Annotated in this window: 28 protein-coding genes; all 28 read left to right on the top strand. The window is 39.0% G+C overall.

What is annotated here, in order from left to right:
- Positions 1–53 precede the first annotated feature (53 nt).
- The 28 genes from U2P91_RS06505 (at position 54) to rnpM (ending at position 23189) form a co-directional block, all read left to right on the top strand.
- On the top strand, positions 54–398 hold the full coding sequence (locus tag U2P91_RS06505) for a hypothetical protein (protein ID WP_111886963.1): 345 nt from the start codon (positions 54–56) through the stop codon (positions 396–398).
- Positions 399–416: 18 nt separating this feature from the next.
- Positions 417–734, top strand: a complete 318-nt coding sequence (locus U2P91_RS06500) for a hypothetical protein (RefSeq protein WP_111886962.1) — start codon at positions 417–419, stop codon at positions 732–734.
- Between the two features lie 13 nt (positions 735–747).
- Entirely contained in the window at positions 748–966 is a 219-nt protein-coding gene (locus U2P91_RS06495; RefSeq protein ID WP_242988588.1) for a Flp family type IVb pilin, read from the top strand.
- Positions 967–1017: 51 nt separating this feature from the next.
- Positions 1018–1185 carry a Flp family type IVb pilin gene (locus U2P91_RS06490; protein ID WP_111886961.1) on the top strand — a complete coding sequence of 56 codons (168 nt, stop codon included), beginning with the start codon at positions 1018–1020 and terminating at the stop codon, positions 1183–1185.
- A 61-nt stretch (positions 1186–1246) separates the two neighbouring features.
- The gene (locus U2P91_RS06485) at positions 1247–1414 is read left to right on the top strand and encodes a Flp family type IVb pilin (RefSeq protein WP_111886960.1); all 168 of its coding nucleotides are present in this window, start codon (positions 1247–1249) and stop codon (positions 1412–1414) included.
- A 181-nt stretch (positions 1415–1595) separates the two neighbouring features.
- On the top strand, positions 1596–2006 hold the full coding sequence (locus U2P91_RS06480) for a TadE/TadG family type IV pilus assembly protein (protein WP_111886959.1): 411 nt from the start codon (positions 1596–1598) through the stop codon (positions 2004–2006).
- Positions 2007–3035, top strand: coding sequence for a Tad domain-containing protein (locus U2P91_RS06475; protein WP_111886958.1), 1029 nt, complete (start codon positions 2007–2009; stop codon positions 3033–3035).
- 62 nt (positions 3036–3097) lie between these two features.
- Positions 3098–3769 carry a Flp pilus assembly protein CpaB gene (gene cpaB, locus U2P91_RS06470; RefSeq protein ID WP_162624395.1) on the top strand — a complete coding sequence of 224 codons (672 nt, stop codon included), beginning with the start codon at positions 3098–3100 and terminating at the stop codon, positions 3767–3769.
- Between the two features lie 60 nt (positions 3770–3829).
- A complete protein-coding gene (locus U2P91_RS06465) occupies positions 3830–4981 on the top strand; it encodes an AAA family ATPase (protein ID WP_305781828.1) in 1152 nt (383 codons plus the stop codon).
- Between the two features lie 25 nt (positions 4982–5006).
- Entirely contained in the window at positions 5007–6350 is a 1344-nt protein-coding gene (locus U2P91_RS06460; protein ID WP_111886955.1) for a CpaF family protein, read from the top strand.
- Positions 6351–6373: 23 nt separating this feature from the next.
- Positions 6374–7306, top strand: a complete 933-nt coding sequence (locus tag U2P91_RS06455; protein WP_111886954.1) for a type II secretion system F family protein — start codon at positions 6374–6376, stop codon at positions 7304–7306.
- A gap of 47 nt (positions 7307–7353) precedes the next feature.
- On the top strand, positions 7354–8268 hold the full coding sequence (locus U2P91_RS06450; protein ID WP_162624394.1) for a type II secretion system F family protein: 915 nt from the start codon (positions 7354–7356) through the stop codon (positions 8266–8268).
- 12 nt (positions 8269–8280) lie between these two features.
- Entirely contained in the window at positions 8281–8628 is a 348-nt protein-coding gene (locus U2P91_RS06445; protein WP_111886952.1) for a DUF192 domain-containing protein, read from the top strand.
- Between the two features lie 21 nt (positions 8629–8649).
- Positions 8650–9543: a hypothetical protein gene (locus U2P91_RS06440; RefSeq protein ID WP_111886951.1), complete on the top strand. Its 894-nt coding sequence runs from the start codon at positions 8650–8652 to the stop codon at positions 9541–9543.
- Positions 9544–9680: 137 nt separating this feature from the next.
- Positions 9681–10550, top strand: a complete 870-nt coding sequence (locus U2P91_RS06435) for a DegV family protein (protein ID WP_111886950.1) — start codon at positions 9681–9683, stop codon at positions 10548–10550.
- A 176-nt stretch (positions 10551–10726) separates the two neighbouring features.
- On the top strand, positions 10727–11590 hold the full coding sequence (locus tag U2P91_RS06430) for a universal stress protein (RefSeq protein ID WP_111886949.1): 864 nt from the start codon (positions 10727–10729) through the stop codon (positions 11588–11590).
- 153 nt (positions 11591–11743) lie between these two features.
- Positions 11744–12568: a substrate-binding periplasmic protein gene (locus U2P91_RS06425; protein WP_111886948.1), complete on the top strand. Its 825-nt coding sequence runs from the start codon at positions 11744–11746 to the stop codon at positions 12566–12568.
- A gap of 133 nt (positions 12569–12701) precedes the next feature.
- Entirely contained in the window at positions 12702–13799 is a 1098-nt protein-coding gene (gene dprA / locus U2P91_RS06420; RefSeq protein WP_111886947.1) for a DNA-processing protein DprA, read from the top strand.
- Between the two features lie 113 nt (positions 13800–13912).
- Complete coding sequence (topA, locus tag U2P91_RS06415; protein WP_111886946.1) at positions 13913–15982, top strand: type I DNA topoisomerase; 2070 nt, start codon at positions 13913–13915, stop codon at positions 15980–15982.
- 37 nt (positions 15983–16019) lie between these two features.
- Positions 16020–16550, top strand: coding sequence for an ATP-dependent protease subunit HslV (gene hslV / locus U2P91_RS06410; RefSeq protein WP_111886945.1), 531 nt, complete (start codon positions 16020–16022; stop codon positions 16548–16550).
- A 16-nt stretch (positions 16551–16566) separates the two neighbouring features.
- Complete coding sequence (gene hslU, locus U2P91_RS06405; protein ID WP_111886944.1) at positions 16567–17973, top strand: ATP-dependent protease ATPase subunit HslU; 1407 nt, start codon at positions 16567–16569, stop codon at positions 17971–17973.
- Between the two features lie 161 nt (positions 17974–18134).
- Positions 18135–18929, top strand: a complete 795-nt coding sequence (rpsB, locus tag U2P91_RS06400) for a 30S ribosomal protein S2 (protein ID WP_111886943.1) — start codon at positions 18135–18137, stop codon at positions 18927–18929.
- Positions 18930–18956: 27 nt separating this feature from the next.
- Complete coding sequence (tsf, locus tag U2P91_RS06395) at positions 18957–19601, top strand: translation elongation factor Ts (RefSeq protein WP_111886942.1); 645 nt, start codon at positions 18957–18959, stop codon at positions 19599–19601.
- Positions 19602–19702: 101 nt separating this feature from the next.
- A complete protein-coding gene (gene pyrH, locus U2P91_RS06390) occupies positions 19703–20413 on the top strand; it encodes a UMP kinase (RefSeq protein WP_242988587.1) in 711 nt (236 codons plus the stop codon).
- A gap of 3 nt (positions 20414–20416) precedes the next feature.
- Positions 20417–20974 carry a ribosome recycling factor gene (gene frr, locus U2P91_RS06385; protein WP_111886940.1) on the top strand — a complete coding sequence of 186 codons (558 nt, stop codon included), beginning with the start codon at positions 20417–20419 and terminating at the stop codon, positions 20972–20974.
- Positions 20975–21144: 170 nt separating this feature from the next.
- The gene (gene rimP, locus U2P91_RS06380) at positions 21145–21636 is read left to right on the top strand and encodes a ribosome maturation factor RimP (protein WP_111886939.1); all 492 of its coding nucleotides are present in this window, start codon (positions 21145–21147) and stop codon (positions 21634–21636) included.
- A 23-nt stretch (positions 21637–21659) separates the two neighbouring features.
- Positions 21660–22850, top strand: a complete 1191-nt coding sequence (nusA, locus tag U2P91_RS06375) for a transcription termination factor NusA (RefSeq protein WP_111886938.1) — start codon at positions 21660–21662, stop codon at positions 22848–22850.
- Between the two features lie 66 nt (positions 22851–22916).
- Positions 22917–23189 carry an RNase P modulator RnpM gene (gene rnpM / locus U2P91_RS06370; RefSeq protein WP_111886937.1) on the top strand — a complete coding sequence of 91 codons (273 nt, stop codon included), beginning with the start codon at positions 22917–22919 and terminating at the stop codon, positions 23187–23189.
- The last annotated feature ends 10 nt before the right edge of the window (positions 23190–23199 follow it).

Here is a 23199-nt window from a genome sequence, read left to right as displayed (position 1 = left end):
GCAACGCGTAAATCGTTGCTTTTTTATTACCAAAAATTACTGGAGGTGAGCTGATGAACCAATTTGCAATAACTGTACTGGTTTTATTAACCGGAGCTGTCGTTGGCGCTTTGATGGAAAAATCTTCTGTATACTTGATCAAGCAAAGAGTTAATATTCTGAAGCACCCTCAATTTTCAGGCAGTGTTTCAAAAACAATCTTTTGGGCGATAATGAATGCATTTGTTTGGTTAGTCTTTGTAAAACTGAATGGACTTGAAGCAAAAACACTGGAATATATGATGCTCTTTTCAATCTGTATCATTCTTTCGGTAGTAGACATCAGCATAAAAAAAATCCCCAACGAACTGGTATTAATGACCATCTTCGTCGGTGGAGCCTTTGTCATAACAAGGTAACCCATTACAAGTATCGGGATGAATATTTTTGGTTTAGTGATTGGTTTTATTATTTTCTTCTTACCAGCAATGATCGGAAAGGGTGCTGGTTGGGGAGACGTAAAATATGCAGCGGCAGTTGGTTTTTGTTTAGGGGTATATGGCATTATATCGGCAATTATGATTATGACATTCTTTTTGATGATCTACACAATTTATCTGATTATCAGAAGAAAAGGTAATTTAAAATCAAAGGTTGCCTTGGGACCGTTTATGGCATCCGGTTTTGTCTCAGTTTTAGTTATAAATCTTATAAATGCAAACGATCATCTATTTGAATTTGGAATGTTATTTTAAGGATTGAAAATAAATGTTAACGATTACGAAATTTAATCAACAATTATTAAGGGAGAAAAAAGAAATGAAAAATGCATTGTCAAGGATAATTAGAACAGAGGACGGACAGGGGCTGGTTGAATATGGACTAATCATAACGGGGATCGCACTAGCTGCTATTGCTGCCATCTGGTTATTAGGACCACAAATCGGCCAAATGTTTACTGACATCGGCACTCAATTAGCAGCATGACAGAACTTATTAGTTAGACTAATAAATAATATATTAAAAGGAGAAAATAAAATGAAAAGCGTATTTGTACGAATGATGAAAGAAGAAGATGGACAGGGTTTGGTTGAATATGGATTAATCATTGCCGGGATCGCATTAGCCGCAATTGCCGCAATTTGGTTGTTAGGACCACAGATTGGTCAATTCTTTACGGATATTGGAACTCAGTTGGCACTTTAGAAAAAGCAATAGTGCACACAACTGACAAAACGAACACAAAAAAATTAAAAGGAGAACTAAAATGAAAAATTTGTTTACAAACATGATGAGGGAAGAAGATGGACAGGGTTTGGTTGAATATGGATTAATCATTGCCGGGATCGCCTTGGCAGCCATTGCTGCTATCTGGTTATTAGGACCACAAATTGGCCAATTCTTTACGGATATTGGAACCCAATTAGCATTATAAAATCTATTGGTAGTTATTGCGTTTGCGGTGAAGAAACTAGTGGCATATTGGCAACGTCAGAGTAGAGATTTCTGTCAGACGTAATCAATATGCCTTTTTTAATGAATTCAACAATTGACATAGGTTGGGTTCAAAAGGACTTAATAATAAGATCATTTTTATAAATGATCGGGGAGGGAAAATGTTTGCAAACATAATCAAAAAAATAAAAAAAGAAGACGGACAGGCCATTGTTGAGCTTGCATTAACCTTGCCAATTTTGATTATGATTTTGTGTGGAATCATCGATTTTGGTTGGTTGTTTATGAACCAGAATAGTATTGATTATGCCTCCCGAGAGGGTGCACGCTATGCGATCGTTAATTCAACCAGTAAAACAGCAATTGAAGAGCATATCCGGACGATTGCTCCGGAGAACATTGCCAGTACAGTTGATATCGACATTACTTTTACGAATGTCTCAAACCCTCGTCTTGGAGATGTGGTAATTGAGATTAGCGATGATATTGCTATTCTAACACCAATTGTCGGTGTTTTCGTCCAGGGTGAAACCATGAATCTTTCTTCATCCTGTACCATGAAGGTAGAGTAAATGAAAAAATTAATCGAAGTTTTCAATAAATACCGACCTTTTAAAAGGATAGAAAATGAAGAACATGGCGACGCATTGATTATTGTAGCCGTATCGATGGTTTTTATATTTGGAATATTGGCATTGGTGATCGATCTGGGATTGGCCTATTTAAGCACCGGGGAACAGCAAAAAGCGGCCGATGCGGCGGTGTATTCAGCGGGACGGTTGCTACCCATTGAAACCGGCAATACGGTAAAGGTCAATCAGATAAAAAATAGTGCCGTTGATTATACCAGCCTGAATGGATTTGAAGATTTAACGCAAGACGATATTGTTTTAGGTAAAATCAGCAATGGCCAATACACGGAAATACGGGTAACCGTTGATAACACTGTCCCCATGTATTTTGCCAAAATATTTGGGATTGACTATCTTGATCTTTCAAGAAGTGCTGTCGCAAAACTTTCTCCGGTCATCCGAACCAGTGGGGTTGCCCCCATTGGTTTGACCAAAGAAGAAATGGATGCCCGAATTGCCAGCAACAACCTGACTCATGTTACCTTAAAATATGGCATCCAAAGCGGCTCAACCTCATTCTTTGGTGCCCTGGATCTTGATGGACAAGGGGGCGGAGCCAGCGACTATCGAATCTGGATTACCCAGGGTTATGCTGGCGAAATCAGCGTAGGTGACGTGCTGTTGGAAGAAAGTGGAAATATGGTGGGTCCCACCTATCAGGGCTTTGAGGAACGGTATGCATCCTGTACCCATTTTGGAGCTCTCAGTGGCGGTGATGGCTGTACCACAGAGAACTTTGAGGCGTCTTGTCCGAGAATTGTCAAGGTTCCCGTTTATTCCTTTGGCGTCGATAAAAAAACAGTGGTGGTGGAGGGCTTTGCCGCATTTCTTCTGGAAAACCAGACGAATGATGGTTATATTACTGGATCATTCTTAAATATGGTATCAAATGGCGCCTCTTCGGGAAGCAATGTCGGGGAAGGCACAGAAGGAGATTTTGGATTATATAATTTGATCCTGTCAGAATAATTATTAATTAAATTATGGGTATATATTAATATAAACCATTAATCAGTCGAATGGAGAAATTTATGAAAAAACTCATCATAATCGCCTTGATTGTATCATTGATTACCGGATTTGCCGTTTTTCAGTTTGCTACTTCGCTGGAAAAAGGAAAGAACCAGGAAACTCAAGCGGTTGTTTTAGCGATAAAGACGATTCCCAAAGGCACCGTTATTGAAAAAGAAATGCTAAAAACCGCAGAGATTCCCGTTGAAATGGTGCATCAATTGGCAATTGCCAATCTGGAAGATGTTTTAGGCCGGATTACCAAAGAAAACATTGAAGCCAATGAACAGATTCTGACAACTCGGTTAAGCGATACCAACCAGGAAAACAATAATCTGTCTTATTCCATTGAACCAAATTATCGGGGAATAACGATCCTGGTTGATGAAGAAAAGGGTGTGGGTGGTTATTTAACAAAAGGTGATCGTGTCGATCTTGTTACCATCTGGATAAAAAATGATAAAACAATTGTTTCTGAGTATGTCGTCGAAAACATTGAAATTTTGAAGATTGGACCAAGCAGCGCAGGCGATAGCGGCGGGGAGTACACCTCGGTTACGGTTTCTGTTCCGGCAAGCGACGTAGAAAAAATAACCTATGCGCTATCAATTGATCAAACGCCTAAATATCTCCTGGTTCTAAGATCCCCAGTTGACAACACAATTTTAGGCCCGCGACCCTTTATACCGTAACATTTTAATAAACCGACCGAAAACTTGCTAAATAGTTAAAGAATGAAATGGGGTGAACCGATGGAAAAGATAAAAGTAATGATTGTCGGAAACAATGACAATCGGATCTATGAAATTAAGAGCCTGCTACGAAACGACACGCTCGCATTTATCGGGTTTTCAAAGTTGGATGAAAATGCTCTGGAAAAATCTATTAGTTTAAAACCCCATGTGATGATTATTCAGTGCGAGAACGACTACAAAGCGGCCATTAATTTGGCTGAAAAGATCTATATTAAAATTCCCGGTTGTGCAGTAATCCTGTTATGTGACAGTTTTGATGTGAGTATGATTGAAAAAGTCATGCTGGCTGGCATAAGAAAAGTACTGCAGTTCCCGATTGATACCGAGACATTGGCAGAAAATATTGAATTAGCCCACTACATGGAAAAATCCCGGATGGAAAATTCTGATATTGCCGCATCAAATAACATGCAATCCCGGATCATCACGGTATTTGGTGCGAAAGGCGGGATTGGCAGAACGACGCTCACGGTAAATTTAGCCGTCTCACTGGCAAAAATGGGCAAGAAAGTAGCAATTATTGATGCCGATCTTCAATTTGGGGATGTCAATGTTTATTTTGATATTGACCCGAAGGATACTATTTCTGAATTATCCCAGGGTAATGATGCCGGGGACATTGATGCCATTAAGCGGATGATGGCTTTGCATTTTTCGGGGGTCAGCATTATCTGCGCACCAAAGAGTCCAGAGTATGCCGAATATGTGACGCCAAAAAATATCGAAACCATGATCAGCACGATGCGACCCTTTTATGATTATATTCTGATTGATACAGCCCCGGTGTTTAGTGACATTACCATGACTGCTTTTGAGAATTCAAACCTGATCCTATTGATTTCGGTTCAGGATATCTCAACTTTGCGCAATACCAAAATCACCCTCAATATTCTTGAGTCGCTGCAGCAGAAAGAAAAAACAGAATTAGTGATCAACCGTCTAACAAAGGGACTGATCAGTTTAAAAGATATGCAACGGGTTTTAAATGAGTCGGTTAAAAATACCATTACTTTTGATTTTAAGACGGCGACGACCGCTCATAACAAGGGAATTCCGATTGTTTTGGACGCGCCAAAATCAGAAGTCGGCAAAGATCTTAAAAAACTTGCTAATTATGTCGTTAATACCATTGACCATCGGGTCAGTTAATAAGAATCAATAGATGAGGTAAAAAATGGGACTTTTGGAAAGAATGGAACAACAACGGCTGGGAGAAAAAGACAAGGCCCAGGAAGAAGGAAAACAGGAAGTTTTTCATGTTGACATTCATCAGGATCTGAAGAACAGAGTTCATCAGGAAGTGATTAATGAAATCAACAGTAACAAGGTTGAAAAGGTCGGCAAAGAAAATGCCATTGAAATATTAAGAATCCTGGAAAATGTCATGACCGTTGAAGCGGAGAATGTCAACCGGCTCGATCGCAGCCGCATTACGGAAGAATTACTTAATGAGATTATTGGTTATGGCCCGCTTGAGGTTCTTTTAAATGATCCTGACATTACCGAAATTATGGTTAACGGATATAATCGGGTGTACATTGAAAAAAATGGTAAGATTCAGCTTTCTCAGGTCGTTTTTAAAGACAATCAGCATGTTATGAATGTCATTGACCGGATTGTCTCGTCGGTGGGCCGGCACATTGATGAATCAAGCCCGATGGTAGATGCCCGGCTGCAAGACGGTTCCCGGGTAAATGTGGTGATTCCGCCGCTTTCGTTGGTGGGACCAGTCATCACAATTCGAAAATTCTCAAAAAAACCGATCACCACCGATCAATTGCTGGGTTATGGTTCGATCTCAAAAAAAATGTTATCGTTTTTGGAAGCCTGTGTCAAAGGCAAACTGAATATCATTGTTTCGGGCGGAACCGGCAGCGGGAAAACAACGATGCTGAATGTTCTATCCAGTTTTATCCCTGATAACGAACGGATTATCACCATTGAAGACTCGGCTGAACTGCGGTTGATCCAGGATCATGTCATCACGCTAGAAAGCCGCCCCTCCAACCTGGAAGGAAGAGGCAAGATATCGATTCGGGAATTGGTTGTTAATGCCCTCCGAATGCGGCCGGACCGAATCATTGTTGGGGAAGTCCGATCAGCGGAAACAATTGATATGCTTCAGGCTATGAACACCGGGCATGATGGTTCCCTGACCACGATCCATGCGAACACCCCGCGGGATTCGCTGTCGCGTATTGAGACCATGGTTTTAATGTCAGGAATGGATCTGCCCTTACGGGCAATCCGGGATCAGACAACCTCGGCCATTGACATCATTATCCAGCAATCGCGGCTCCGCGATGGAACCCGAAAGGTAGTCAATATTACCGAAGTCACTGGATTAGAGGGGGATGTAATTGTCATGCAGGACATTTTCAGCTATGAAATGACAGGACAATTGGACACCGATGGAAAATTTAAGGGCCGGTTTAAGAGCATGGGAATAAAACCCCGATGCTTAGAAAAAATTGCTCACAATGGTGTCATGATCAACGATGACTGGTTTATTGAATAAAGAAACGTTAACGAGGTAATACAATGAATGCGATAATAGTCACCTTGCTAATTATGATCACAATTTTCTTTCTGGTATTGCTGTTACTGTACGCCATATCTGCCGATCAGCGTCAGATGCAAAAGCGATTTGAGGCAATGACAAGCGAGGGAAATTCAGATTTAGAAAATTTGAAAAAAGTTAAAAGAAATCGCGACAAGTCCAAACACAAGGTTCTTAAAAAACTGGGAAACGACTTGTCGATGTCGGGAATTCTGATCAGGCCATCAGAATTTCTGCTATTCTGGCTTGTCTTGACCGTTGTTCCCTCAACCCTGCTGTTTATGCTGGGTGCTAATATCATTTTTGTAATTATCGTATTGGTTTTTGGATTATTAGCCCCACCCTTATATGTCAACAAAAAAAGAGCGAAACGGGTCGAATTGTTTGAACAGCAGCTAATTGATGCCATCAGCATTATGAGCAGTTGTTTGAAGGCCGGACTCACTTTTCAACAGGCCCTGGTCAGTATTTCAACGGAAATGCCAAATCCGATTTCGGAAGAATTTGGCCGGGTTGTCAAGGAATTAAAGTTGGGAAGCTCGATTGAAACCGCTTTAACCCGGCTGTCAGATAAAATAGGCAGCCAGAACTTTATGATGATTGTTTCAGCGATTCTTATTCAGCGCCAAACCGGGGGTAATCTTTCGGAAATCTTGACAAATATTTCGGGTACCATCAAGGAGCGGTTTAAAATAAAAAATGAGATAAAAGTACTGACTGCCACAGCCAGAACCTCCGGTCTTGTGGTTGGCTTAATGCCGGTGGTGATTATTCTGGTCTTTATGCTTTTCAATCCTGATTATGTGACCATATTCTTTGAATCCAATCTTGGTATCGCGATGGTTATCGTTGCCATGGTTCTGGAGCTGATCGGGTACCTGTTAATCCGAAAAATTGTCAATATCAAATTCTAAGCATTAAGTCAAATGATAAAATTATGATTGAAATGAGGTGGCATTCAATGATGTTTTTAGCAATAAGCGTTTCGGCCCTGCTTTTTGTGCTGATTCTGATTATTTTTTATAATAAAGCAAGCATCGCTGATACCAAAAAGAAAAGACTAAATTCGATTAAAAAAAGAACTAAAAATGATTTCGATGATGAGTTTGAGAAGCCTTTTTTTCAACGGGTTATTCTGCCGGTCTATCAATCGCTAATCAAGAAAATATCATCACTATTTCCCCAAAAAAGCGGTGCAACTAATAAAAAAACGGAAACAAACCTGAAGCTTGCCGGTTTGCAACTTGCCGTTAATGAATATAATGCCATTCGGATTGTCGTTTTTGGAGGCTTTTTTATTGGGGCGTTTATTGTGACCTTATTTACCCGCTGGAATATCGCAAACGAATTGTTATTTGTTTTTGTTAGTATGCTGTTAGGGGTCGTTTTACCGGTGATTTTTTTAAAACTCAAAATTAAGAAACGTCAAGGTGCCATTTCTAACGAATTACCGGATATAATGGATATTTTATGTGTCACCATGGAAGCTGGGCTGGGTTTTGATTCAGCCTTAATTAAAATTGGTGAACGTTTAAGTGGGGTACTGGTGGTGGAGTTAAATATTGTCCATACCGAAATCAACTTTGGAAAGCCGCGAAAAGATGCGCTAAAGAGTCTGGCTGATCGTAATTCGGTTGAAGAATTAAAGACCTTTGTGGGCTCAATTATTCAGGCTGAACAATTAGGGATCCCGATTAATCATGTACTCAAGGCCCAGTCGGAAGAATTGCGGATAAAAAGAAGGCAACGCGCCGAAGAAAAAGCAATGAAAGCACCGGTAAAAATGATGATTCCACTGGTATTTTTCGTGCTCCCGGTTTTGTTTATCGTTCTTTTGGGACCTACGATTTTACAGCTTGTTAAACAGTTTGCTTAAAGGGTATAATAGATGAAAAATTGTAGCATTTTAAATAATGATAAGGTGTTATGTGATGAGGTGAAAGTAGCGGATCGTTTTATTACCCGATTGATCGGTTTATTAAGAACAGCGGGATTGGCTGAAAACCAGGGACTGCTACTAAAAAAATGCAATCAGGTTCATACCTTTGGAATGAAATTTCCGATTGATGTGATATTTCTGTCAAAGGACGGAGATATACTGCATATGGAACAGGAAATGAACCCGGGAAAAGTTAGTCCCCATATCAAAAAAGCATATTGGATCTTGGAGCTGAAGTCTGGTTCCTGTAAGCACTATTCATTAGAAATCAATCAGCGTCTCGTTGTCAAACAGTAATTTAGAAAGGTATGATGAATCATGGCAAAAAAATCCGAACAACTAACCTTAGATGAACTCAGAGATAAGTCCGTAAAATCGAAAACTAAATTATCTTTTGGAAAAGAAATGGGCGGATACAATAAGAAGCAAGTAACGGAGTATATTGACAATTTAAGTGAAAATTTAAGCAGTGCTGAGGAATCCTTCAATAATCGGCTTGAAGAATATGCAGCCATGATAACGATGTTAAAACAGGAGCGTGATCAATATGGCGAAATGTATAATCTCTGCAAAAGTTCAAAAAGTGAAATGTCAAATCAGATTGACGAACTAAAAAGAGAAAATGTGGAATTGAGTCAGTTAATCAGTGAACTGAGCGTCAATCAAAACCCGCAGCAATCTGAACCTTTCAATACAGATCCCAGAGAATCACAAAAGCAACTTGAGGAATACCTAAGTTATGAACAGGAAAGCCAGGAAATGAAGGCTCAATTAGATCAATTGAAAACAATGGTGCGTGAGTTGAATAATGAGCTTGAAACTTATGTAAAAGAAAATCTGACTGGGAATGATTTGGGAAGCGCTTTTGTTGAGCAAAAACAGGAAGCTAAATCTATCTTACAAAGTCAGTACGACGATATTCTTCGGGAGAGAAGTGTACTAATGACTGAAAACAATCATTTAGTAGCAGAGAAAAATAAACTGGCTGATACGGTAGATGCTTTAAATGAGCACATAAAAACTGCCAGTCAGAAATGTGCAGCTAGAATTCAGGCATTAAATTCAAATGAATTTATAAAAAATCACCGGGAAAACCTCGTTCAGTTGACACTAAATATGAATAATTCATTGCAGCTGATCAAAGCTGAAGAAGATGATCTGGAAACGCTTAATAAGTTTATGCTAGACGAGAATAATCAGGTACTAAAATAAAAATATACAGGTGTGATTAAATAATTGCTTGGTATAGAATCAAATTAAAATTTAGGAATATAAATAACCGCTTCTGCTTGATTTGTCGCTGATTCTGTATTAGTATGGTGTCAACGCTAAAAAAAGGAGTTGAAGTAATGAGTTTTGAAATTGTAACGGACTCTTCTGCTAATTTGCCAGATGAATTAATCAATCAATATAACCTGCATATATTATCCCTTTTATACCGAATCGGTGAAGAAGAATATGAGAGTTACGTTAAAGGGCAACGAACGGACTTAACGGATTTTTATAAACGGATGAGAAATAAAGAAGTCATCACAACCTCTTGCATGAGTTCAGGCACCTGTCGCGATTTATTTGAGCGTATTCTCAGCCAAGGTAGCGATCTTCTTTATATCGGGTTTTCATCTGCCCTCAGTGCAACCTATCAAACTGGTAGTCAGGTGCTGGAGGAAATGAAAAAAGAGTATCCGAATGCTAAAATTTTGTCGGTCGATACCCTGGGTGCATCCCTTGGTGAGGGCCTGTTAGTAACCCATGCCGCAAAACTTCGAGAAGACGGACAGTCAATTGATTCGGTTTATAATTGGCTCATTGAGAACCGATTGCATCTTTGTCACTGGTTTACTGTGGACGATTTATTTTTTTTGATGCGTGGGGGACGAGTGTCAGCCTCAAGTGCAATCATGGGGACGGTGCTCAGCATTAAACCGGTCATGCACATGGATGATTATGGTCGCTTGATTCCGATATCTAAGGTACGGGGCCGAAAGAATTCTCTTCGTGTGCTTTTGGAACAGATGGAAAAAACCGCCATTGATCCCAAAAGACAGACCATTTATATTTCTCACGGGGATTGTCTGGAAGATGCCCTCTATCTGGCTGATAAAATAAAACAGAAATTTGGTACAGAAGATATTCTGGTTCACCTGATTGAACCAGTCATTGGTGCCCATTGCGGCCCGGGGACAGTCGCCCTGTTTTTTATTGGTACCGAACGATAAGATCATTTACCGATTGAAACAAACCAACAGCCTGATGTTTACATCAGGTTTTATTTTACAATCAAAGTGCTTTCAATGATCAAAATATAAAAAATCGTTTAACCAACTCCAAAAAGGTTATAAAGATAATAAAGTTATTTGCGTGGTGGATTATTTTTTAATTATGGAGGGTTGATATGTTTGATAAAATAATTGTTGTTTCTGAGGTTTCTAATGCATCTTCAGAAATGGTGGAGTTTATTCGAAGTTTGAGGTCTCTTGGTGCAAAGGAATGTTTGCTCTTACAATGTTTTAACCCTCAGGATGTTGACGCCGGTGTTAATTCCTATTTAAGATCGATCTTTGATGAAAATCTAAAGCAACAATCAGCGATTTTAATTGAACAGGGATTTACCGTTAAAACACAGATTATTTCCGGTAATATCAAGCATGAAATCAATCAGATTGCGGAGGAAGATCAATATTCTTTGATCGTTGTTGGTGCCGAGAAGCACTCAATTGTCAGTTCCCTGTTTTTGGGGGGAATTGCGTATAATATTTTATATGGTGCCGTAAAGCCAATTTTGGTCATTCGTGATAATAATGGAAAGCAAACACCGGAGGACAATTTTAACCTGATACGCCATGTTTTGTTTCCCACAGATTTTTCTAAAAATGCCGATGTCGCATTTGAACAAGTCAAGGAGATGGTAAGAAACGGTCTTAAAAAAGTAACGATATTCCATATCCAAGATGAATCGAAAATTAACCCCTATCTTTTGCATCGCTTGGTTGAGTTTAACGAAATTGATCATGATCGTCTTCAAAAGCTTAAGGATGAGCTGTTGACGCTGAATAACGTTAGCGTTGATATACAAATACGTTTCGGATCCCCTACTTCAGAAATCATTAAACTACTCAATGAAGAAAAAATTCCTTTGATCGTTATGGGAACTCAGGGACGGGGGTTTATCAAAGAGATATTTTTAGGCAGTGTCAGTCATAATATCGTCCGTCACGCCTCAGCGTCCGTCCTTTTAATACCAGGAAATCGGGAATGATAAATGCGATAATAAAATAACAAAACGAATAAACAGTTGGGCTCATCCACTAAACAGGAATCCATCTGTTAATTTGTTTGAATAAATAATACTTGAATTTTCATACGTTGCCAAATATAATGAAAGACAAAGTTTATACTACAGGAGGAATAAATGAAAAGAAAAAGTTATGTACTGATTGCAATTGTATTAGGAATTTCACTGTTTTTATCGGGATGTGGAAGTAACTCTGCCAACACTGAAGATCCATTGGCTGATGGGGTTTTGACCGCCGGAACAAACGATATGTATTTACCCCTGGAGTTCCGAGATGAAAATAATGAGCTTGTCGGCTTCGATATTGACCTGGGCCAAGCTTTAGCTGATGAACTTGGGGTCGAAATCGAGTGGATTCCAACTGCATGGGATGGAATTTTCAATGGTCTTAATGCAAACCAGTATGACATTGTTTTATCGGGGACCAGTATTACTGACGAACGACTAGCGGGATTTAATATGACCGACCCTTATCTTACCAATGGGATTGTAATTGTATCACGCAAGGATGCAACCCCAGCTGAAACGCCAAAAGATTTGGCCGGAAAAACGGTTGGTGTTCAAATTGAAACCACTGCCGATTATGCGGCCGAAGCTTTAAAAACCCAGGAAAATGTAGAATATACTGTGAATAAATATGATGCGATGCTTGATGCCTTCGCTGCTCTTGAAGGAAAACAGATTGATAATATTATGACAGATATTAGTGTTGCTCAGTTTTACACCACTTTAAAACCTGAGATCTACGCTATTTCCTCTGATGTTTTGTCAAATGAACCAATCGGTATTACTGTTCGAAAAGCGGATACTGCATTCAACGAACAATTAAACACAGCTTTAGACACCTTAAGACAAAATGGAAAACTAACTGAGATATCAATGAAATGGTTTGGAGAAGATGTTACTAAGAACATTGATACAAATTTAAAAGTGATTGAGTAATCAAAAAAATTAAACTTTAGAACCCGGCGCTGAGATCTGATCTCCAGTGCCGTTTTTTGTTTGTTAAGGGTTTTATTTGTCATCATAATTGTGGTAGTATAAAGAATAACTAATTTGAAGGGAAATGTGAGTCGTGGAAGATTTAATTTATTGGCTATGGTTTATGGGTGTTGAAAAACTGTCTATCAAACAAAAAAATATGCTACTGGAACAATTTACATCTCCTGAAGTAATTTTTTCATTAAGCCCTGAAATTCTTTTAAAGACACGAATCGTGGACCAGAAGACGGTAGATTATTTTTGTCAGATCAGAACGCTCGAAAAAGCCAAGCACGATTTGTCATATATGAAGAAAAACAACATTGTGCTAATTCCACGTTGTCATCCGGGATTTCCGGAATCGCTGTTGAATCTTTATATGCCACCTTTAGGCCTGTATGCCAGGGGCGATCTATCCTTATTGAATGCCCCATTATCGATTGGGATTATCGGCTCCCGGAATCCCACTGTCGCAGGTGAAAAATACGCCAAATTATTCGCTTCGTCGCTTTCATCCCGTGGCGTTACAATCGTCAGCGGTTTAGCCACTGGTATTGATGGTAAGAGTCATTGGAGCAGTGTCAATGAACTGGGGAGCACCATCGGGGTATTAGGCACTGGTATCGATATCTGCTATCCTCGGGTTAACAAAAAACTCTTTGAGCTAATGGCAGAGAAAGCGCTCGTTATTTCAGAGTTTAATTTAGGCGAGAAGCCACTACCTTACCATTTTCCGCAGCGCAATCGGATCATCAGCGGGCTTTCTCAGGGCATACTGGTGATTGAAGCCAGAAAGAAAAGTGGCTCATTGATTACAGTCAACCATGCTTTAGAGCAAGGTAAAAACATCTATGTGATTCCAGGGGAGATCTGTGGAACGAGTTGGGCAGGTGGAAATCAGTTACTCAAAGAGGGGGCAAAACTCGTTACTGAGCCGAATGATATTCTCGAGGATTACATTGTTTTTGATCAAGCCGAGAAAAAAAACAATTTCAATAACCAGTCGTCAGGATTAACAATGGCAACGCCTGAGGAGCAGTTGATTCTAGACCTTATTAAAAAAGGGTATCAGACGATTGATGCGCTGGTAGCTTGTTCAGATTTACCGGTCAACCGCGTGAATAGTGTATTGACGATGATGGAAATAGAAGAAATTATTCTGATAAAATATGGAAATATTGTGTTAATTTAAGGACAATGGGTTATATTCGAATGCATAGGTTTTGTATATAGTAGAATTATTTGCTATAATATGGCTATTTTAGAGAATACACATCACAATATTAAGAAAGAAGGAGGTAGTCAATGAGTAAAACCTTAGTTATCGTTGAGTCACCGGCAAAAGCTAAAACGATTAAAAAATATTTACCAAAAGGATTTGAAGTTGAAGCTACTATGGGACATGTAATCGACCTGCCCAAAAGTCGGATTGGTATTAATATAGAAGAAGATTTTAAACCAGAGTATATTAAAATACGGGGCAAGGCCCAATTGTTAAAAAGTTTAAAAACCGCTGCCAAAAAAGCAGATCTGGTCTATCTTGCTACTGACCCTGATCGTGAAGGGGAGGCTATTTCGTGGCATATGGCTAATTTTCTTGAAATTGATTTAGATACGAAATGTCGGATTGAGTTTCATGAAATTACTAAGAAGGCTGTCAATGCTGCCATTGAAAACAAAAGAACGATTGATATTGATCTAGTTAATTCGCAGCAAGCGCGACGGATCCTTGATCGATTGGTTGGTTATTCACTTAGTCCATTTTTATGGAAAAAGGTCAAGAAGGGATTGAGTGGCGGTCGCGTTCAATCAGTTGTCACCCGGATTATCGTCGATCGGGAAGAGGAAATCGCTGCATTTATTCCGGAGGAATACTGGAATCTGGAGCTGCTCTTAAAAAAACACGATGATGACAAATCATTTGTTTCAAAATTTTACTCCGAAGACGGTAAGAAGAAGACCATCACCAATGCCGAAGATGCTATCCGTTTGGAAAAAGTTGTAGAAGAAAATGAAAGTGTAGTTAGCAACGTCAAAAAGAGAACGCGCTATCAAAAACCACCCCTGCCTTTTACTACCAGTACGCTTCAGCAGGAAGCATACAAGGTGCTTGGTTTTACAACCCAACGGACCATGCGTCTGGCTCAGCAACTATATGAAGGTGTAGACATAAAAGGCAGCGGATTGACAGGTCTGATTACCTATTTACGAACTGATTCAACCCGAATAGCGGATGAAGCGATTTCTGAGACTAAAGAATATGTCAGACAGCATTTTGGTGATGATTATTTAGGTAATGAAAAAAAAGTCAGTAAAAAGAAAAATGTACAAGACGCACATGAAGCCATACGTCCATCATCGGTTATGTTAACGCCAGAACAAGCTCGAAATTCATTAGAATCTGATCAATATCGACTATATAAACTCATATGGGAACGACTGCTCTGTAGTCAAATGGCTGATGCCCAGTATTATGTGACTGATGTCGATGTTGCCTGTAGTAATCTAATTTTTAAAACAAAAGGTGAAACCCAAAAGTTTGATGGATTTACCCGGGTTGGTAAAAATGCTGGCAAGAATGATGATAGCATCTTGCCAGAATTAGTCGCAGGTGATGACCTGATTCGACTTAAGACTTCTAGAGAACAAAAATTTACAAAGCCCCCAGCTCGTTACACTGAGGCATCATTAGTTAAAATATTAGAAGAAAAAGGAATTGGTAGGCCTAGCACCTATTCCCCTACCATCGCTACCATTAAAAATCGTGATTATGTGGAAGTTGAAGATAAGCATTTTAAGCCGACAGAACTCGGCATTACGGTTACCCATTTGATGAAAGAATACTTTAGTGATGTGGTAAATATTTCATTTACGGCAGAAATGGAAGATCGTCTTGATTTAGTTTCGGAGGGGGAAACAGACTGGATTGAACTCCTGAAAAACTTTTATAAAAGTTTTGAAAAGGAACTGACTAACGCCCAGGAAAATGCCGAGTCTGTGACAATCGCTGACCCTGAATCTGATGAAGATTGTGAATTATGTGGACGACGGATGGTTATAAAAAAAGGGAAATATGGGCGATTTCTAGCATGTCCGGGTTTTCCGGAATGTAAAAACACGAAACCTTTTTTCGAAAAAACAGGTGGCATTTGTTCTGTCTGTGGAGGCGATATTGTCAAACGAACCTCCAAAACTGGACGAACTTTTTATTCCTGTAGCAATTATCCGGACTGTGACTATATGAATTGGGATTTACCAATCCCAGACAAATGTCCGGTTTGCGGATCAACACTTTTTCAAAAAGGTTTGGGTAAGCGAAAATCGATCTATTGCGATAAAAAAGACTGTGGGTATAAAGCACCAGTGGGGCAATAGCAGCCGATTTGATTAAATAGGAAAGCGAGAAAATAATATGTTTCATGCAACAACCATTGTTGGAATACGCCATAACGGTCAGGTTGCCATTGCGGGAGATGGTCAGGTAACCATGGGCGAAAAAACAATTATGAAAAATAAAGCAACAAAAATCAGACGAATTTACAATGATAAAATCTTAGTGGGGTTTGCCGGCTCAGTTGCTGATGCATTCACTCTCTGTGAGAAATTTGAGCATAAGGTCGAACAGTATAATGGCAATCTGAAACGGTCGGCAGTAGAATTGGCAAAAGAATGGCGTTCGGACAAAATTCTCAGAAAGCTTGAAGCACTGTTAATTGTTATGGACGAAACAGAAACCCTGGTCTTATCAGGAAATGGGGAAGTCATTGAGCCAGATGATGATGTGGCCGCTATCGGTTCTGGCGGATCTTATGCCCTTGCGGCAGCTCGAGCGCTAAAAAACCATTCAAATCTTTGTGCCGAAGAAATGGTTTATGAATCACTGAAAATCGCCTCAGAAATATGTGTGTTCACAAATAATAATATTTCTGTTGAAGTATTATAGAAACGGAAGAGTGATTATGAAAGAATTAACACCTAAAAAAATTGTTACTGAATTAAACCGCTATATTATTGGCCAGGAATCAGCTAAAAAAGCTGTGGCAGTAGCTATCAGAAACCGTTATCGTCGATCACTTCTGCCGATGGATCTGATTGATGAATTTACGCCCAAGAATATTATCTTAATCGGACCTACCGGGGTGGGGAAAACAGAAATTGCCAGAAGAATGGCAAAACTGGTAAAAGCGCCGTTTATCAAGGTTGAAGCTACAAAATTTACCGAAGTCGGCTATGTCGGTCGCGATGTCGAATCCATGGTTCGCGATCTTGTCACGACATCGATCAGAAATGTTCAACAGGAAAAAATGAAAGAGGTATATGCTGAAGCCCAAAAGAATGCCAATAAAATCATTCTTGATACGCTGGTTCCTTCAAAAAAAATTAAAGAAACCTTAAAAACACCCTTTGACATTTTTATGAAACCTTCGCCATCTACGGCACCCACACAATCCGAATTGGAAGTCGATGGCGAAAAGGAAAAAACAAAAAAAGAAAAACGTGAAGCTTTGTCAAAAGAATTAGAAGCGGGCCAGTTAGAAGACCAGATCATCGAAATTGAAGTAGATGACGATGGATCGAAGACCATTGGTGTTATGCAGGGCATGAACAATGATAGTATGTCTTTTAATATGAATGATATCCTGGGTGATTTTATGCCCCAGAAGAAAAAGAAGAAGAACGTGAAAATTTCCGAGGCCCGAAAAATACTGATCAATCAGGAAGCCCAGAAACTTATCGATATGGATCAGGTTAATGAATTGGGTGTCAAGGATGCCGAACAGAATGGCATCATATTTATTGACGAAATTGACAAAATTATCGGAAATAGTAATAATCATGGACCGGATGTTTCAAGAGAAGGCGTCCAGCGTGATATCCTACCGATTGTTGAGGGAAGCACCGTCAATACAAAATATGGTCCGATTAAAACGGATTTTATTTTATTTATTGGGGCTGGGGCCTTTCATGTTTCAAAGATATCAGACATGATTCCTGAGCTTCAGGGTCGTTTTCCCATTAGTGTCCATCTTGACAGCTTGACAGAAGAAGACTTTATCCAGATTCTAACCCATACTGAAAATTCAGTAATTAAGCAATATCAGGAACTCATACGAACAGAGGATGTCAATCTTATTTTTGAGGAGGACGCAGTTAAACATATTGCCAAGATTGCTTATCTTCAAAATGAAGATGATGAAAATATTGGTGCCCGGCGACTGCATACGGTTATGGAAAAACTATTGGAAGAAATATCTTTCTATGCTTCAGATTATGAACAGGACGATTTTAAAATTGACATGAACTATGTTGAAAGTGTGTTCAATATATCTGACAAACGGGAAAATTACCAAAAATATTTACTTTGAATAAAAAAACTTACTCAAAATAAAACTTGCTCAATTTGAATGATTGTGCTATTATATTTGGGTATGTATTACACACATTCTCTGAGAGACATCAGGTGCCTGTTTTAAGGTCGATGTTCTTGATTGATGAGGATGGAGGAAAAACCAAGGAGGAATAAATTATGGCATGTGTTTCAATGAAGCAATTATTAGAAGCAGGGGTGCATTTTGGACACCAGACACGACGATGGAATCCGAAAATGGCTCCGTATATTTTCACAGAAAGAAATGGTATTTATATCATTGATTTACAACAAACTGTGAAGAGAATCGAAAAAGCTTATAACTTTGTCAAAGAGCTGGCTGAAAACGGAGAAGAAATTCTTTTTGTCGGTACAAAAAAACAAGCTCAGACCAGTATTGAACGAGAAGCAAAGCGCAGTGGAAGCTACTGTGTTAATCATCGGTGGTTAGGTGGAACCTTAACAAACTTTGGTACCATCAGCAAACGAATTGACCGATTAAATGAACTCGAACAAATGGAAGAAGATGGTACTTATGCACTTCTACCTAAAAAAGAAGTTATTAAACTAAAACGTCAACGTGAAAAATTACAAAAATTCCTGGGTGGCATCAAAGATATGAAGGGTGTTCCAGGAGCTATTTTTGTTATTGATACTAAAAAAGAAAGAATTGCTATCGCAGAAGCTAAAAAACTAGGTATTCCAATTATTGGAATTGTCGATACAAACTGTGATCCTGATGAAATTGACTACATCATTCCTGGTAATGATGATGCGATCCGCGCAGTTGCTTTAATCCTTTCTGTTATTTCAGATGCAATTATTGAAGGACGTCAGGGCGAGCAAGTCGAAGAAGAAATTGTTGTAGCGCCAGTAGCAGCTCCAGTTGTCGAAGAAGTTGTCGTCGAAGTTGAAGTTGTTGAAGAAGTTGCTGTAGTTACCGAAGTAGAATAATTTATAATTACGATCAGGAGGAAAAAAGTGGACGCAAAATTAGTAAAAGAATTAAGAGCTAAAAGCGGTGCCGGTATGATGGACTGCAAAAAAGCCTTAGTTGAAACAGATGGAAATATCGAAGACGCGATGATCTTTTTAAGAGAAAAAGGACTGGCAGCAACCAACAAAAAAGCGGGTCGTGTTGCCGCGGAAGGTATCGTTGAGTCATATATTCACATGGGTGGAAAAATCGGCGTTCTTGTGGAAGTGAACTGCGAAACTGATTTCGTTGCAAAAAATGAAGGATTTAAAACCTTTGTTAAAGACGTAGCGATGCACATTGCAGCTGCCAACCCACTATATGTGACCAAAGAAGAAGTGCCTAGCGATGAAATTGAAAAAGAAAAAGAAATTCTTCGCGCTCAAGCTTTAAATGAAGGTAAACCAGAAAAGATCGTTGATAAAATGGTAGAAGGTCGTGTCAGTAAGTATTATAAAGAAATCTGTCTTTTGGAACAACCTTTTGTTAAAAATCCGGACCTGACGATTGAAGATCTGGTTAAGGAACAAATCATGACTATCGGCGAAAATGTTAAAATCAGACGATTTGCCCGATTCCAGATGGGTGAAGGTTTAGAGAAAAAAGAAGAAAATTTTGCCGAAGAAGTAGCGAAGCAATTAAACGCATAAACGCTTAAAAAGAACACATTCGTGTTCTTTTTTTACCGTTGATAAGATTGTAAATTGTAGACAGTTACGATATAATATAGAAAATGAAGGGGGGAGTCTTTTTGGAACCGAAATACAAACGTGTCATCATAAAATTAAGCGGTGAAGCATTAGCAGGCAACGCTGGTCATGGTATCGATACTCCAACGGTACAATCAATATGCTGCCAGATCAAAGAAGTTTTTGAGTTGGGAGTTGAAATTGCCATTGTTGTGGGCGGCGGTAATTTTTGGCGGGGACGAAGTGGTGAAGGTATGGATAAATCCACCGCAGACTACATGGGAATGCTTGCCACCTGCATTAATGCGCTTGGTTTACAAGATGTTCTGGAAGAAATGGAAGTACCTGTGCGTGTTCAGACAGCTATCGAAATGAAGCAAATTGCAGAGCCTTATATCCGCAGAAAAGCAGTTCGTCATCTCGAAAAAAGAAGAGTTGTCATTTTTGCCTGTGGCACCGGAAATCCCTTTTTCACAACCGACACAACCGCAGCACTGAGAGCGGCTGAAATTGATGCTGAAATAATTCTTCTTGCGAAAAGCATAGATGCAGTATACGATTCTGACCCGCTGGTTAACCCTGATGCAATACGCTATTCTGAATTATCATACATTGATGTGCTTAATCAAGGTCTGAAGGTTATGGATTCGACAGCAACTTCCTTATGTATGGATAATCACATTCCTATTCTAGTGTTTGGTTTAAATGAACCGAAAAATATTTTACGTGCGATCATGGGCGAAAAAATCGGAACAATTATTCAGGAGGTGTAGAAGATGGTAAATGAGATTAAAGCAACAGCAAATGAAAAAATGGATAAGGCACTAAAAAACCTTAATGAGAGTCTTGGCAGCTTACGGGCAGGACGGGCAAATCCGCGGATTCTTGATAAGGTAATGGTAGATTATTATGGTTCGCCCACGGGTTTAAATCAATTAGCAAATATAAGTACCCCTGAAGCGAGAATGATCGTTGTTCAACCTTATGATGCTACGGCTATCCCAGCTATTGAAAAAGGTATTTTAAAGTCAGATTTAGGTTTTAATCCTTCAAATGATGGAAAGATCATTCGATTGCTAATTCCCCAATTAACTGAAGAACGGCGAAAAGAACTTGTTAAGCTGGTAAAAAAATACGGTGAAGAGTGTAAGGTTGCGATGCGAAATATCCGCAGACACGCCATTCAAGAATTGAAAGACGGTCAAAAAGAAGGACTGATCACCGAAGATGATTTAAAACAAGGTGAAAAAGAAATTCAGAAGGTAACGGACGACGAGATTAAAAACATTGAAACCATTCTAAAAGAAAAAGAAGCAGAAATTTTAGAAGTTTAAGTGTTTTTCGGGATATGATTTATTTAATTGTTTATTCAATTATATAGTATTTCATTAAGAGTGGGGAGACCCACTCTTAACTATTTTTCGAGTAGGCATCAATAATGATTAAAAATATAAAAAATCGTCCCTAAATGATTTAGAATAAAAATAAATGAAAAGGAATAAGTATGAAAAAAGTATCGAAAGAGTTCTTCTTGGAAGAATTAACTGCACCAGCGGTAGAATCGCTTGGTTATGAATTAACAGATCTGACTTTTGATAAAAAGGGAAAAGACTGGTGTCTAACCCTTTTTATTGATTCCGAAAATGGAATTTCATTAGACGATTGTGAAATAGTCAGCCGACAAATCAGTGAATTGCTCGACGAAAAGGATCCCATTGAACAAAGTTATTTTTTGGAAGTATCTTCACCAGGTATGGATCGACCTTTAAAAAAAGAAAAACATTTTCTGGCAAATCTTAATAAGAAAATTGCCATCCACCTTTTCGCCCCACTAGATGGAAAAAAAGACATCGAGGGGATCTTAAAATCATATAATAATGAGCAATTAACCCTTGAATTGGAAACAGGTGAAATGCTGACACTGGACAATAGTAAAATCGCGAAAGCAAATCGGTTGGATGAGTTGAATTTCAAACCTCTTCCATCAGCTGAATAATACGGAAGGCGGAGAAAATCAATATGAATCAGGAGTTTATACGTGCTCTGGATGTAATTCAAGAAGAAAAATCGATTGATAAAGAAGAACTAATTCAAGCAATTGAAGCTGCCATTACCACAGCATACAAAAAAAATTATGGTAACTCCCATAACGTTGAGATTAATATTGACCGGGAAAATGGTGATATTCAGGTATTTGCATTAAAAGAAATTGTTGAAGTTCCCGAAAATGATCACAGTCAGATTTCTTTGGAAAAAGCCCGTGAAGTTGACAGCAACTATGCTGTTGGTGATTTTTTCAGAAAAGAAGTCAGACCCAGAGATTTTGGACGAATTGCCGCTCAAAATGCTAAACAACTTATCATTCAACGAATTAAAGAAGCTGAGCGCAATATCATCTATGATGATTATCTCAAGCGACAAGATGAAGTACTAACTGGCATTATCAAACGGATTGAAAAGAGTATCGTTTATGTTGAGGTTGGAAAACTTGAGGCGGTGATGCTGCCTTCAGAGCAGACAACCGGAGAGAAATATACACTGAATCAGCGACTAAAAGTTTACCTGCTGATGGTCAAGAAAACAACCAAGGGTCCACAGGTAAATGTATCCCGGACCCATCCGGGCTTGGTGAAACGCTTGTTTGAATCTGAAGTTCCTGAAATATTCGACGGCATTGTCGATATTGTATCCATTTCCAGAGAAGCAGGTTCCAGAACAAAGGTAGCGGTCAAAGCTAATGACCCAAGCATTGATCCGGTTGGTTCCTGTGTGGGGCAAAAAGGGGTTCGGGTGCAGAATATTATCAATGAGCTCCAGGGCGAGAAAATCGATGTGATTAAATGGAGTGATAATATCGAAGAGTATTTATCCAATGCCTTGAGTCCCGCTAAAGTGGTCGAAATTATAGCAAATAAAGAAGATAAAACAGCAATTGCTATTGTCGATGATTACCAGTTATCGCTGGCTATTGGAAAAGAAGGACAGAATGTCCGACTGGCAGCTAAACTAACCGGCTGGAAAATTGATATCAAGAGTAAAATCGATTATGTGAATCAACATAAAGTTCCTCAAGAAGAAAACCGAGAATTAGATGATATATTACTAGAACTAAAAGAAGAGTTGGAATCTGCTGAAGAATTGGAAGTTTTAGATGGATCAATTGTAGATCAAGAGCCCATACTTGAAGATACTTCAGATCTTGAAAACTAAAGGTTTAATCAATAATATAGCTTTTTTATGCTATAATACTTAGATGAACAATGTCGGGGAGGTACAATGAAAAAAATTCCACAGAGAACCTGTGTTATCTGCCATTTGAAATTTGATAAACGCGACTTATTTAGGATCGTATCAGATAAATCTGGAGAAATTTTTTTTGATCCCACTGGTAAAGCAAATGGACGTGGTGCCTATGTGTGCAAGTCCGAAGCATGTGTGGATCAATTCCTGAACAAAAATTACCTGGAACGGGCATTTAAAAGAAAAGTAGAAAGTGATGTTGTCGAGACTGTTCGGCAGCAACTGTCAGAGAAAAAACAAATGAAATAATTAAATATTG

The sequence above is a fragment of the Acetobacterium sp. K1/6 genome (genome assembly GCF_034438075.1).
Taxonomy (GTDB): domain Bacteria; phylum Bacillota; class Clostridia; order Eubacteriales; family Eubacteriaceae; genus Acetobacterium; species Acetobacterium carbinolicum.
This window is presented reverse-complemented; position numbering and strand designations above follow the sequence as displayed.